The organism is Rubrobacter taiwanensis (assembly GCF_004337705.1).
Lineage (GTDB): Bacteria > Actinomycetota > Rubrobacteria > Rubrobacterales > Rubrobacteraceae > Rubrobacter_C > Rubrobacter_C taiwanensis.
Genome location: NZ_SKBU01000026.1, coordinates 24,006 through 37,057 on the forward strand (window position 1 = coordinate 24,006; position 13,052 = coordinate 37,057).

Here is a 13,052-nt window from a genome sequence, read left to right on the forward strand (position 1 = left end):
GAAGAGAGGCCTGCCGGAGAGATTCTGACGCGCTCATCTCTCGGAGTCTCCTCCGCGGGAATTGGCACCTGCCGCAGACTCCGTGGTCCGCCGGTTGCCGCGGCTTCGCAGGGCCCGTCCCTCCACCGCTCTCGATGAACACCGCTTTTAGCTTCCGGGGATTACACCACGCCGGGCCGCCCGATGCAACCGGTCCTGCGGGTCAGGATCTCGTTCGGGGAGCGCGCGGCGCAGACCGCCGCCACGCCCAGCTTCTCGAAGATCGAGGTTCCGGCCCGGTGGTTGAAGACGTCGTAGTTTAGGCGCTCGATGTGATCCAGGATCGCGGCGTACAGGTGCCGGGCCACCGCGATCGGGTACCGGCGGCCCCGGGGGATGTGGTCGAGCCCCCGGTCGGCGAACGCGTAGAGCCTCCGGGCGCGCTCTATCTCGAAGTCCATCAGGTTCGCGAAGGGCTCGTTGATGCGCTCTTGGGCCAGATCCTCTTCCGTATAGCCGAAGCGCTTCATATCCTCCAGCGGAAGGTACACCCGGCCGCGCTCCCAGTCCTCCCGGATGTCCCGCAGGAAGTTGGTGAGCTGCATGGCCACCCCGAGCGCCTCGGCGTGCGGCAGCGCCGCCTCGCTCTTTACGCCCATCACCCGGCACATCATCAGTCCCACCACCGCCGCGCTGCCGTACATGTACTCTTCCAAATCTTCGTAGGTCTCGTAGCGGCTGATGCGGGTGTCCATCTTCATGCTCGCCATGAAGGACCGGATGTGGCCGGCCGGTATCTCGTTCCGGAGCGCCGTGTCGGCGAAGGCCCGCAGGACCGGGTTCTCGGTCGCCTCCCCACGGATGGCGGCCAGGGTCTCCTCCTCGAAGCTCTGCAGGGCCCGGAGCTGCCGCTCCGGCGGGTGGTCTTCGGGGCCGTCAACGATCTCGTCCGCCACCCGCATGAAGGCGTAGAGGGCGTAGACTTGCGGCCGGACCTCCGGCGGGAAGAGCAGCGTTGAGAAGTAGTAGGTCTTGCCGTGCCGCTGGTGAATCCTGCGGCAGTGCTCATAGCACTCCTTTAGCCTCATCCCGCCACCTCGCGCCGGATGCGCTCCGCAGCCAACCGCGCTCCGATGGTCACCAGCGGCACCCCGGTCCCCGGCCGCGTGCTGGCCCCCGCGAAGTACAGGCGCTCTATGTGCCGGGAGGCGATGGCCGGGCGGAAGTATCCCACCTGCAGTATGCCGTGTCCCAGCCCGAAGGCCGCGCCCTTCTCCAGGTTGTACTCCCGGCGCCAGTCCTCGGGCGTGCGCACCACCTCGAAGACTATCCGCCGCCGGAGGTTCTCTATGCCCGCGCGGCCTTCCAGCAGCGCGAGCACCTTCTCCCGGAACCCGTCTCGCTCGCGGTTCCAGTCTACGCCGGAGTCCAGGTGCGGCACCGGCACGAGCACGTACAGGGCGTCCCGGCCCTCCGGAGCCGCCTCCGGGTCGGTGCGCGCCGGCACGCAGGTGTAGAGGGATGGATCTTCGGGCAACGTCCGGTCCCGGAAGATGGCCTCGAAGTTCCGGCGGTAGTCCCGGGAGAGGTAGACGTTGTGGTGGGAGAGGTGGTCCAACCTCCCCTCCAGACCCAGATAGAGCATGAAGGCCGAGGCCGTGTAGGTCAGGCGCTCCGGCGGCCGCACGGTGAAGTCCCGCAGCGCCCGCTCCGGCAGCAGGTTGCGGTACACGTACGGCAGGTCGGCGTTCGCCAGCACCGCGTCCGCCCCGAACTCCCCGCCGTTGACGCGCACCCCCGCCGCCCGGCCCTTGACCACGGTTATCTTCTCCACGGGGCTCTCAAGGTGCATCCCGACCCCCAGCTCCTCTGCGAGCGCGCACATGGCCTCCACCAGCCGGTACATCCCCCCGCGTGGGTACCAGAGGCCGTCCTCGGCCAGCTCGGTGTAGGGCAGCAGGGCGTAGACCGCCGGAGCATCGAAGGGGGAGAGACCCAGGTACATGGTCTGGAAGCTGAAGGCCTGGCGCAGCTTCTCCGAGCGGAAGAAGCGGGAGACGGAGCGGTAGTAGTTGTTGACCGCCTGCGTCTCCTTCAGCAGCCGCAGGTTGCGCGGGCTGAAGAAGTCCCGCGCCCGTTCGAAGTCCCGCTCCACGAATTCCCGCCGCCCGACCCGGTACTTGCGGCAGGCGTCCTCCAGGAAACGGTAGTATCCGGGGGCGGAGCCGGGCTCGATGCGCTCCAGCTCCGCTACCATCTGGGGCAGCGAGCGCGAGACGAGCATCGAGTCTCCGTCGCCGAAGTGTACCCGGTAGTTGGGTTCGAGCGGAACCAGCTCCACATAGTCCTCAAGACGGCGTCCGGCGGACCGGAAGAGCTCCCGGTAGACATCCGTCATGAGGAGCAGCGTGGGGCCGGTGTCGAAGGTGAAGCCCCCGCCCCGCAGCACGCCCATTCTCCCCCCGGGCTCCGGGTTCTTCTCGAAGACCTCGACCTCGAAGCCGGCGGCCCGGAGCCGGATCGCCGCAGCCAGCCCGCCTACCCCCGCTCCGACCACCGCAACCCGCCCGCCGCTCACGCTGCTCCCTCTTCTCTGCAGAACCTGTATAAATGAACCGGTAACATCCTAGTGTATACGCGAACGGTTTAACAGCGGATCTGCGGACCGTGGGTAAGAGGGTTTACTGCGAGAGAACGGCGGTCGTGAGCCGGCGGGGAGCCTCCCGCGTCCGGTCGGGACACCCCTGGGTCTACCGCTCCGACATCCTCGAGGCCGCCGGAGAGCCGGGGGACATCGTGCGGGTCGCCGACCGCCGGGGCCGGTTCCTCGGCCGCGCCTTCTACAACCCGCGGAGCGAGATCTCGCTCCGCATCGCCACCCGCAGCGACGTGCCGGTGGACGAGGGCTGGTTCTACAGCCGTATAGCAAGGGCCGCCGCCTACAGAGACTCCCTGAGCATGGACGCCGACGCCTACCGCCTGCTCCACGCCGAGGCCGACGGCGTCCCCGGGCTGGTCGTGGACCGCTACGGGCCGTACCTGGTGGTCCAGGCGGGGTCCGCCGCGGTCGAGCGGCGGCTGGAGTGGGTGGCGAAAGCTCTCCAAAAGCTCTGCGCGCCCGAGGGGATCCTGGCCCGGGGAGACTTCGCCGCCCGGCGTCTGGAGGGCCTGCCGCGGCGCGTGGAGGTGCTCTCCGGTGCGGTGCCCGACTCCGTTACCGTGCGGCAGAGCGGGGTGCTCTTCCGGGTCTCCCTCCGGAAGGGGCAGAAGACCGGACTCTTTCTGGACCAGCGTGAGAACCACCGGGTCGCGGGGAGCCTCGCGCGCGGCCGGATGCTGGACGTCTTCTCCTACGCCGGGGGATTCGGACTGCACGCCGCCCGGCGGGCGGACTCCGTCGAACTGGTGGACTCCAGCGAACCGGCCCTGCGGGCGGCACGGGAGAACGCCCGGCTCAACGGCCTTGAGAACGTGAGCTTCACCCGCGCGAACGCCTTCGATCTTCTGCGGGAGCGCGCCGCGGCCGGGGAGGGGTACGACATGATCGCCCTGGACCCGCCCGCCTTCGCCCGGGAGAGGCGGGATCTCGACGCCGCGCTCCGGGCCTACAAGGAGATAAACCTGCGCGCCATGAAGCTGCTGCGGAGCGGGGGCCTCCTCTTCAGCTGCTCCTGCTCCTACCACGTCCGGGAGTGGGACTTCAAGCAGATCCTGCGGGACGCCGCCGCCGACGCCGGCCGGCGGGTGAGGCTCCGGGAGTGGCGCGGACAGGCCCCGGATCACCCCGAGATCCTCACAATCCCCGAGACTCGCTACCTCAAGTGCGCCGCCCTGGAGATCCTCTGAGAGAATTAGAGGGCCGGGATCGGAACCCCGGCCCCCTCTTCGCACTCCTCCGGGCGCGCTCAGCGGGAGATGCGGCGGGCGAGCAGACCGCCCGCGATCAGCAGCGCTCCCGCGCCCAGCGCCAGCAGAGAGATGCCGCCCGTGTCCGGCAGCACCAGCGTCTCCTCGGCGGGTACGAACGCACCGGCGGCCTCGTCAAAGACCACCACTATCTCAGTCCCCTCAACCACGTACTGCTGGGCGTGCGGAACGAAGACCACCTCGCCCGGCTGGAAGACCACCTCGCCCCCGGCGGTGATGTTCTGGATGATCTGCTGGCAGTACTGGATCTGAGCCTGGGTCAGATCCTGTACGGAGTACTGCGTGCCGGCCTGATACTGAACGGCGGTCTGGTCGCCGAAGTAAGCCAGACAGGTCTGGAGGTTGACCGTGGTGGCACCCTGCGCGAACGCCGGTGAAGCCGCAGCCAGCATCATCGCCACCGTCGCCCCGATTAGCATCAACTTTCTCAAACTTCGCTCCTTTCCCAAAAAATCACTGATGTTACATAATTATCGCGAACGTTTCGGGTTCCTGTCAAGGGATTGCTTGAAAAGTTTTGTGGAATCTGCCGGTTTGTTTGGCGTGTGTTAACGAGTCTTCGAAGCCGGCGCGGTCTTGGAAATCTCTGTTTTCTGTAATAGAACATACTGATGAGATGATCCGGCCGTGATCTCGGAACGGTCTTCAAGAATCTCCGGCGGAGACTTGCAGGCGAGTATTCTGGCGAGGTTTTGCGATGAGGACTGGCGAGAAGATGCGGACGTATGAGGAGGGGCGGTTTCGGGGGGATGGTGGCCGGCGGTTGCTGGTAAGGCTCTCCGGCGAGGTGGGCACCAAGTCCCGGCGGACCCGCCGCCGTTTCCTCGGGATACTGGTACGCAACATGTACCGGGCGCTAAGGGCTGCCGGCATACGCGCCGACATCAGGCCGGAGTGGAGCCGCGTGTTCGTGAGTACCGGGGATCCTGCCCGGGCCCGGGAGGCTCTGGTGCGGGTGTTCGGCATCCGGTCTGTAGCCGAGGTAGTCGAGGTGCCGTATACCTCGCTGGAGGGGCTTGTGGAGGAGCTCGTTCCGCTCTTCGGCGGTCGGGTATCCGGGCGGACCTTTGCGGTGCGTCCCCGCGCCGAGCGGGCTCCGGTATCTTCCCGGGATGTGGCCTACGAGCTGGGGGCTGCGCTTCTGCCCTTCTCTGCCGGGGTAGATCTGGACCGTCCGGAGGTCGAGGTTCCGGTGGAGCTTACGGGCGAGCGGGCCTTCGCTGTGATGGAGAGCACGCCGGGGCCGGAAGGTCTGCCGCTCGGCACGGGCGGGAGGGCTGTGGCTCTCTTCTCCGGCGGGTTCGACTCTCCCGTGGCGGCCTGGCGGACCATGCGCCGGGGTGTTCGGCTCGATCTGCTCATCTGTGATCTGGGCGGGTGCGGTCAGATCGAGCAGGCCCTGGCCGTGGCGCGGGAGCTGGCCGTCCGGTGGGCTCCGGGGCACGGGGTCCGGGCGCACGTGGTGGATCTGGCCCCGGTTGTGGCGGCTCTCGTGCGCCGGGTTAATCCGCGGCTGCGGCAGCTTCTGCTCAAGCGGGCCATGTACCGGGCCGGGAGCCTGCTGGCCGGGGAGGTCGGGGCCGAGGCTCTGGTCACGGGAGAGTCGATCGGTCAGGTCTCAACGCAGACGCTGCGCAATCTCTCCGTGGCCGAGCGCGCCGCCGGGCTGCCCGTCCTGCGGCCCCTCGTCGGGACGGAGAAGAACGAGATCATAGACACGGCCCGGCGCATCGGGACCCACGGCGCGTCGGCCGCCGTCAAGGAGCACTGCTCCATCGCTACGGGCCCGGTGGAGACCTGGGCCGAGCCGGAGGAGGTTCTCGGCGCGGAGGGCGAGCTGGGCCGGGATGTGGATGAGGGATGGATGCGGCGGGCCGTGGAGAACCGCCGGGTGATAGACCTCAGGCACTGGGAGCCGGAGGAGACGCCCTCCTACGTGGTGGATCGCGTGCCCGAGGGGGCCGTGGTGGTTGATGTCCGCGAGCCCGGGGAGGGACCTCAGGTGGGAGAGATACGGCTGCCCTTCTCCCGGGCTCCGGAGCTGCTGGGCGGACTCGATCGCTCCCGGGAGTACCTGCTCGTGTGCGCCAGCGGCCGGCGCTCCGAGATTCTGGCCCGCGAGCTTCTGGAGCGCGGCTATAAAGCCTCCAGCCTGGAGGGCGGCGTGGAGCGCCTGGCCGCCGCGCAGGGGTAGGGGTGCCGGCGGGGGAGATAGATGGTACAATCTCTCGCCGGTAATCCGCAGGACTCCTGCTTCTTCCGGAGAAGAAGCCGCTTTAGACCGAAGGAGGTACGAAGATTCAGCTCTACGAAGTCATGCTCATAGTCATCCCCGAGCTGGATGAGGAGCAGGTCGAGAACACCCTCTCCCGGGCGCGGACCGTGATCGAGCGCACCGGGGGCGAGGTGAAGAACGTCAACCAGTGGGGTAAGCGCAAGCTGGCCTACGAGATCGAGCACCGGACCGAGGGCTTCTACGCTGTCATGGAGTTCACCGCCGGCGAGCGGACGCTCCCGGAGCTCAAGCGCATCCTGCGCGTCTCGGACGACGTACTGCGGCACATGATCGTCAGGCTCCCCGAGGGCTACGCCCGCACCGGCGGCGAGGAGGAGGCCACCGAGCCGGTGGCGGCCGAGTAGCGTTCGGGAAGAGTAGGAGGAAGAAGGTTTGGGTAGAAAGAAAGGCACAGCCGCCGGGTTCCGCCCGGGCAAGAGGAAGGTCTGCCTCTACTGCAAAGAGGGCATAGAGTACGTAGACTACAAAGACTACAACACGCTCCGCGGTTTCATGTCCGACCGGGGCAAGATCCGGGCCCGCCGCGTGACCGGGCTCTGCCCTCAGCACCAGCGCGAGGCCGCCGTGGCGATCAAGCGCGCCCGGGAGATGGCGCTGCTGCCCTACGTGATCGGCCGCTAGAGGGGAGGCTGCGTTGCAGGTAATACTCAAGCAGGACGTCGAGAAACTCGGCCGCCGGGGCGAGGTCGTCGAGGCCAGCGCCGGGTACGTGAGGAACTACCTGATCCCGCGCAACCTCGCCGAGGTCGCCACCCCGGCCCGGCTGGAGGAGGTCCGGCGTCAGATGGAGGAGGCCGCCGAACGCGAACGCCGCATGGCCGAGCGCGCCGAGGAGATCGCCGAGACGCTCAACAAGAGCGTCATCACCATCGAAGCCCGCACCGGAGAGGACGACCGGCTCTTCGGCTCCGTTACCGCAGCCAATATAGCCGAGGCCATCGAGAAGGCTCGCGATATCCACATCGACCGGCGCAAGATCCTGCTGGAAGAGCCGCTCAGAGTCCTCGGTACCTACCAGATCCCCGTCCAGGTACACGGCGATGTCCAGGCCACGGTCAAGGTCATCGTGGTCCCCAAGCTGTAACGGATGATATAAACTTTGACTACAGGGTAAGGTAGAAGAGGCTTCACCTTGTGTTGAGGCCTCTTTTGCTTCATTCTAGGAGGCATGGAGCGCCGGGGGAGGATCAGAGGCTTACCGGGTGGGTCTGAGGCGTCCCGGGTACCGCCGCACGACCTGGATGCGGAGCGGGCGGTGATCGGGGCGATGCTGGTTTCGGAGGCTGCCGTTTCGGTGGTTGGGGAGGTGCTTGAGGAGGAGGACTTCTACTCCGAGACCAACCGCCTCATCTACCGGGCTATGACGCGGCTGTACTCGCGGGGCGAGCCCATAGACCAGCTCACGCTGGCCGAGGAGCTGCGCGGGATGGGGGAGCTCGACCGCATCGGGGGGCGCGGCTACATCTTTCAGATCGTCGAGAGCGTGCCCACGGCGGCGAACGTGGGGCGTTATGCGGAGATCGTCCGCAGCAAGGCGCTGCTGCGGGCCGTCATAGACGCTGCCACCCGGATAACCGAGGACGCCTACCGGGAGCCGGAGGACGTGAGCGAGGCGCTGGACGCTGCCGAGCAGCTCATATACGGCGTCTCCAACCGCACCCTCAGCAAGCATCTCTCGCCGGTTTCCGAGCTGGCGCCGAACGTGTTGGATCAGATCCAGCATCTCTATGACCTTGGGGGACCGGTCACCGGGGTGGAGACCGGCTTTGAGGACCTGGACCGGCTGACGACCGGGTTTCACAGGAGCGATCTGATCATTCTCGCCGCGCGGCCGGCGATGGGGAAGTGTCTGAAGTGGGACAGCCTTGTCGTTGACCCCGAGAGCGGGGAGAGATTGACCATTGAGGAATGTGTAAAGCGGCGGCTGCCGCGCGTACTGAACGTGTCTAACGCGGGGGAGCTGCAGACAGCTTCTGTCTCAGGCTGGATAGACAGCGGTGTCAAGCCGTGCTTTCGGGTTACGACGCGCACGGGGCGCAAGGTCGAGGTCACCGGCCATCATCCGTTCTTGACGGCGGAAGGATGGAAGCCGCTGCATGATCTGGGCATCGGGTCTCGCATCGCTGTGCCGCGAAGCCTGCCGGTGTTCGGAGGGGACGAGTCCTTGCCCATGGACCGGGTGCGTTTGCTCGCCTACTTCGTAGCCGAGGGCGGGTTAACCCGGCCGTGTCCTGAGTGGGCGAAGCCAGACCCGGCTCTCATCGAAGATTTTAAGGCGGCGATCTCCCGCCAGTTCCCCGAGGTCGTAGTAAGATGGGGTATTCGCGGGGACTGCGAGATTGTGGGATATCGTCGTGAAGGTGAGGACGCCGTCACCGCCTGGCTGCGCGAGATCGGGCTGACGGGCAAATGCGCGGAAGGAGAGTCTTTCCCCCGCTGCGTTTGGAGGTGGAGCCGCCGCTACCTGGCCGAGTTCTTGCGGGTGCTGTTCAGCTGCGGCGGTACGATCTACCGGTCGGGCAATCGTCCCCGTATCGGGTTTAGCGCCGGTTCTGAGGGGCTTGCGCGCGACGTGCATCACGCTCTCGTACGCTTCGGCATAGTCTCCGAGCTGTGGCGCGAGAAGGAGGGGTGCTGGCGGGTCGAGATCACGGCCCCGGACGCCGTGCTGCGCTACCAGGCCGAGATCGGCTGGATGGGAGAGAAGGCGCTCCGCTTCGCGGAGCCGGGATGTTACGGCCCGCGTGCCGGTCGCGACCTGCCGGCCGCCCGGCTCGGAGAGTGCCCCGGTACTCTGGATGACGAGGCGCTGGAAAGGAGCGCCAGCCCGGATATTTTGTGGGATGAGATCGTCGCCATCGAGCCCACAGGAGAGCACCGGGTCTACGACCTGACCGTGCCGGATGGTTCCAACTTCATTGCCCAGGACATTTGCGTCCACAACACGGCCATGGCGCTGAATATCATTCAGCACGTGGCCGAACGGCAGCGGCTGCCGGTGGCGATCTTCTCGCTGGAGATGAGCAAGCAGCAGCTCGTGCAGCGGCTCATCGCGCAGAAAACACGCATAAAGACCCAGGATCTGCGCAACGGCAACGTGGAGGCCGGGGACTGGCCGAAGCTGATGCGCGGGGTGGCCGAGATCAGCGAAGCCCCCATCTGGATAGACGACACTGCCGGCGTGACGCTGATGGAGATCCGGGCCAAAGTCCGACGGCTGGCCAGCCAGCTGAACAGCCGGGGCGCTCAACTAGGGCTCGTGGTCGTGGACTACCTGCAGCTCATGGTCGGCCAGAACCGGGAGAACCGCCAGCAGGAGATCGCCGAGATCAGCCGCGGCCTGAAGGTCCTCGCCCGCGACCTGGACGTGCCGGTGCTCGCGATAGCCCAGCTCTCCCGCGCCGTCGAGCAGCGTCACGACAAACGCCCGATGCTCTCGGACCTGAGGGACAGCGGCAGCATCGAGCAGGACGCGGACATGGTGATCTTCCTCTACCGCGACGAGTACTACAACCCCGACTCCGACGACAAAGGCATCGCCGAGGTCATCGTCGGCAAGCACCGTAACGGTCCGACCGGCAAGGTACAGCTCGCCTGGCTGGAGCAGTACACCAAGTTCGCCTCGCTGGCGCGCGGCGAGTAGCGCGGCCTACTTTATCGGCGCTCCCATCGCGTGGTAGCCGCCGTCTACGTGGATGAGCTCGCCGGTCGTCGCCGGCCACCAGTCGCTCATGAGGCTCACAACAGCTCTTCCCACCGGCTCGGTGTCGCGGGCGTCCCAGCCGAGCGGGGCCTGCCGGTCCCACTCGCCCCCGATCTCCTCGAAGCCCTCGATCCCCTTGGCGGCCAGCGTGTGCAGCGGACCGGCGGAGATGAGGTTAACCCGGATGCCCTGACCGCCCAGATCCCGGGCCAGATAGCGCGCCGTGGACTCCAGCGCGGCCTTGGCGACCCCCATCCAATCGTAGGCCGGCCAGGCGTACCGGGCGTCGAAGTCCAGCGCTACGACCGACGAACCGGAAACCAGCAGGTCCCTCAGCCCCAGCGTGAGCGCCGCCAGCGAGTAGGCCGAGGTCCGGAGCGCGGTGGCGACCGAATCCCACCCGGTCTTCGTGAAGTTGCCGCCCAGAGCGTCCGGCGGGGCGAAGGCGATCGCGTGCAGAATGCCGTGCAGCTCGCCCCAACGCTCCTTGAGGTCCTGCGCTACGGCCTCAATGTGCTCCGGCCGGTTCACGTCTAGCTCCAGGACCGGCGGCTCGGGATCGAGCTTCTGCGCCGTGCGGCGGGTCAGCCGGATTCCCTTGTCGAAGCCGGTAAGCGCTATCTCCGCACCCTGCTCCTGCGCCAGCCGCGCCGCCGCGTACGCTATGGAGCGCCGGTCCAGCACGCCCGTGATCAAGACCTTCTTGCCTTCGAGCAGCCCGCTCATCTCATCCCTCCTCGCGGTCTTGTTAGCCCCCGATAACCCGGACAGTCTATGAGATGGAGGGGCCAGCCGCCAGCACCGGAGGACAGGTTGTGAGAGCGATCCCGCCCGGTTAAGGTGAGACATTATGAGCAGCTGGAGCGAGCTGTCAGAGTTCATCGCGGCGCTGGACGCCGAAGACAGAGCAAAGGTCGGACGCTACGCCTTCCTGGAACTGCCGGAGAACACCGGGGAGATAGAGCTCCTCCTGAGCGCCCCCGAAAACCCGGCGGCCACCCCGGCGCAGTTCGTCTCAAACGTAATCTCCCAGGCCGCCTCCGCCCGCGACCTGGATCTCGCCCGCAAACTGGGGCCGGTGGCCCTGGACGCCGCCGAGACCCCCGGAGACCTCCAGCTCGCCCACGCCTCCCTCGCTCAGGCCTACTTCCAGAACCGCCGCGATCCCGAATCCGCGAAGAGCTTCGAGAAACACTGCCGGGCCGCAATAGAGGCCGGACACGCCGGCACGTTCTGCTACGAACGCCTCGCCGCCCTTTACGAGTATCGCGGAGATCTGGAAGAAGCGCTCCGCATCTCCCATCGCGCCGCAGAGGTGCTGCGCGCCGCCGGCGATGAACGCTCCGCCGCCAGATTCGAGAAACGGGCCGAACGCCTCTCTCGTAAAAGCCGATAACCGGTCTCTGGTTAGACATTGTCTAATGTGGGTATAATGTCCGCCGTGGATCGGGGCGTCGAGATCCGGATATTGGAGGGAGGTGGTAAGCCGGGATACGGAAGGTCTTCGAGGACCGGGTATCGCTGAGAAGAGAACCTTAAGGGAAGGAGTGGGATGTACCTACGCGTAGACAAGCTGCAGGTCGAGCTGCCGATGCCGAGCGAGCCGGACCCGGACGCTGCGGCCAACGTACAGGAGCTTCTGGGCGGGCGTTTCGGCGAGATGTCCACCCTCATGAACTACACCTACCAGTCTTTCAATTTCCGGGGGCGCAAGAAGGTCAAGCCGTTCTACGACTTGATCGCCAACATCGCCACCGAGGAGCTCGGCCACATCGAGCTGGTAGCGGCCACCATCAACGGTCTGTTGACCGGCGCTTCGGAAGGCGAGGACGTAAAGGACGCGCCGCTCAAGGGCGTCAAGGGCAAGGGCATCCCGCACCACTACATCAATACCGGGTTCGGGGCTCTGGCGACCAACTCGCTCGGGCAGGGTTGGAACGGCGAGTACGTCTTCAACTCCGGGGATTTGGTGTTGGATCTCCTGCACAACTTCTTCCTGGAGAACGGGGCCCGGATGGCCAAGATAAGGGTCTATGAGTCCACCGACCATCCCGTAGCGCGCCAGATGCTCGGCTATCTGTTCGTGCGCGGCGGGGTGCATGCGCTGGCCTACGCCAAGGCGCTGGAAGAGCTAACCGGGGTGGACGTCAAGAAGATGCTCCCGATCCCCAAGATCCCGGACGCGGACTTCAAGGAGGCCAGGCAGTTCACCGACAGGGGGATGCACGGCAAGCTCTACCGTTTCAGCCCCGACGACTTCAAGGACATAGCTGCTCTGTGGAAGGGCGAGCACCCCATAGACGGCACGCCGCTTGAGGTTGTCGACGGGCTCCCGGAGAGCGCCGGCGGCCCGGCCGACCCGCCGGAGGACAAGGCGGTCTCTTCGCCGGGGTTGCATCCGGAGGAGCTGGCCGAGATCGCGCAGCGCCTCATGAGGAACATGTAGCGCTCTCTGCGCGCCTCGCGATCCGCGAGGGCCGGCCCGGGTGTCCGGGCCGGCCCTCGGCGCATATACTTATACGGGTTAGAATCATATGTTGCCGGATGCCGCAGGATTCGAAGCACATAGTAAGTGAGCGTCTCAAAAGCGCCGGGCTGCGGGTCACCCCGCAGCGCCGGGCGGTCCTCGGGGCCTTCCGCGGGGGTGAGAGCGGGCACCTGACCGCCGATGAGGTCTTCGAGGTGGCCCGGCGCGAGCTGCCCGAGCTCGCCCGGGCGACCGTGTACAACTCGCTCGCCGAGCTGGTGCGCGTGGGGCTGCTCCGGACCGTCGAGGGGCTGGGGGCCGTACGCTACGACCCCAATCTGGACCCCGAGCATCACCACTTCCGCTGCCTCAACTGCGGCAGGCTGTACGACGTTCGGCCCGAGGGTATGGAGGGCCTGCGGCTGCCGGACGCGGGGTTCGGCGTGAAGCGCACCGTGGTGCTCTTCGAGGGTATCTGCGGGCGGTGCTCAGAGCGAAACCTTTAGCGTTCCGGGCCGTATCCGTATAGTAGAATATCTCTCTGCAGAGGGCAGTTTCAGAGGAGGACACGTGTTCGGTTACATACTCATAATGATCGTGGGTGCCATAATCTCCGGCATCGCGGCGCTCTGGGTGCGCAGCGCGTACTCCAAGTACTCCAAGGTTGCGAGCGCCAGCGG

The 13,052-nt window shown here is 66.5% G+C and carries 13 protein-coding genes and 1 riboswitch; of the genes, 9 read left to right on the top strand and 4 right to left on the bottom strand.

Annotation, left to right across the window (positions count from 1 at the left end; genetic code table 11):
- Positions 1-30: 30 nt before the first annotated feature.
- A riboswitch (SAM riboswitch) is annotated at positions 31-141 on the bottom strand.
- A gap of 20 nt (positions 142-161) precedes the next feature.
- Positions 162-1,067, bottom strand: coding sequence for a phytoene/squalene synthase family protein (locus E0L93_RS13035; protein WP_132692516.1), 906 nt, complete (start codon positions 1,065-1,067; stop codon positions 162-164).
- Complete coding sequence (locus E0L93_RS13040; protein WP_165874368.1) at positions 1,064-2,557, bottom strand: phytoene desaturase family protein; 1,494 nt, start codon at positions 2,555-2,557, stop codon at positions 1,064-1,066. Before E0L93_RS13040 ends, E0L93_RS13035 begins: the two co-directional genes overlap by 4 nt.
- 89 nt (positions 2,558-2,646) lie before the next feature.
- Between E0L93_RS13040 and E0L93_RS13045 the strand changes: the two genes are divergently transcribed.
- The gene (locus tag E0L93_RS13045; protein ID WP_132692518.1) at positions 2,647-3,825 is read left to right on the top strand and encodes a class I SAM-dependent rRNA methyltransferase; all 1,179 of its coding nucleotides are present in this window, start codon (positions 2,647-2,649) and stop codon (positions 3,823-3,825) included.
- 59 nt (positions 3,826-3,884) lie between these two features.
- Here the strand turns inward: E0L93_RS13045 and E0L93_RS13050 are convergent, their stop codons facing one another.
- Positions 3,885-4,337, bottom strand: a complete 453-nt coding sequence (locus tag E0L93_RS13050; protein WP_132692519.1) for an LPXTG cell wall anchor domain-containing protein — start codon at positions 4,335-4,337, stop codon at positions 3,885-3,887.
- Positions 4,338-4,603: 266 nt separating this feature from the next.
- Here E0L93_RS13050 and E0L93_RS13055 point away from each other — a divergent pair, with 266 nt between their 5' ends.
- From E0L93_RS13055 to dnaB, 5 genes are all read left to right on the top strand, one after another.
- Positions 4,604-6,100 (top strand): tRNA sulfurtransferase, encoded by a 1,497-nt coding sequence (locus tag E0L93_RS13055; RefSeq protein ID WP_132692520.1) that lies wholly within the window; start codon positions 4,604-4,606, stop codon positions 6,098-6,100.
- 104 nt (positions 6,101-6,204) lie between these two features.
- Positions 6,205-6,546: a 30S ribosomal protein S6 gene (gene rpsF / locus E0L93_RS13060; RefSeq protein WP_279387503.1), complete on the top strand. Its 342-nt coding sequence runs from the start codon at positions 6,205-6,207 to the stop codon at positions 6,544-6,546.
- Between the two features lie 28 nt (positions 6,547-6,574).
- Positions 6,575-6,823: a 30S ribosomal protein S18 gene (gene rpsR / locus E0L93_RS13065; RefSeq protein WP_132692522.1), complete on the top strand. Its 249-nt coding sequence runs from the start codon at positions 6,575-6,577 to the stop codon at positions 6,821-6,823.
- Positions 6,824-6,836: 13 nt separating this feature from the next.
- Positions 6,837-7,286: a 50S ribosomal protein L9 gene (gene rplI / locus E0L93_RS13070; RefSeq protein ID WP_132692523.1), complete on the top strand. Its 450-nt coding sequence runs from the start codon at positions 6,837-6,839 to the stop codon at positions 7,284-7,286.
- A gap of 84 nt (positions 7,287-7,370) precedes the next feature.
- Positions 7,371-9,845 (top strand): replicative DNA helicase, encoded by a 2,475-nt coding sequence (dnaB, locus tag E0L93_RS13075; protein WP_132692524.1) that lies wholly within the window; start codon positions 7,371-7,373, stop codon positions 9,843-9,845.
- Positions 9,846-9,851: 6 nt separating this feature from the next.
- Here the strand turns inward: dnaB and fabI are convergent, their stop codons facing one another.
- A complete protein-coding gene (fabI, locus tag E0L93_RS13080) occupies positions 9,852-10,631 on the bottom strand; it encodes an enoyl-ACP reductase FabI (protein ID WP_132692525.1) in 780 nt (259 codons plus the stop codon).
- Positions 10,632-10,755: 124 nt separating this feature from the next.
- Between fabI and E0L93_RS13085 the strand changes: the two genes are divergently transcribed.
- The 3 genes from E0L93_RS13085 (at position 10,756) to E0L93_RS13095 (ending at position 12,878) form a co-directional block, all read left to right on the top strand.
- Complete coding sequence (locus tag E0L93_RS13085; protein ID WP_132692526.1) at positions 10,756-11,301, top strand: hypothetical protein; 546 nt, start codon at positions 10,756-10,758, stop codon at positions 11,299-11,301.
- Positions 11,302-11,457: 156 nt separating this feature from the next.
- Positions 11,458-12,351 (top strand): manganese catalase family protein, encoded by an 894-nt coding sequence (locus E0L93_RS13090; protein ID WP_132692527.1) that lies wholly within the window; start codon positions 11,458-11,460, stop codon positions 12,349-12,351.
- 98 nt (positions 12,352-12,449) lie between these two features.
- Positions 12,450-12,878 (top strand): Fur family transcriptional regulator, encoded by a 429-nt coding sequence (locus E0L93_RS13095; protein ID WP_132692528.1) that lies wholly within the window; start codon positions 12,450-12,452, stop codon positions 12,876-12,878.
- Positions 12,879-13,052: the final 174 nt, after the last annotated feature.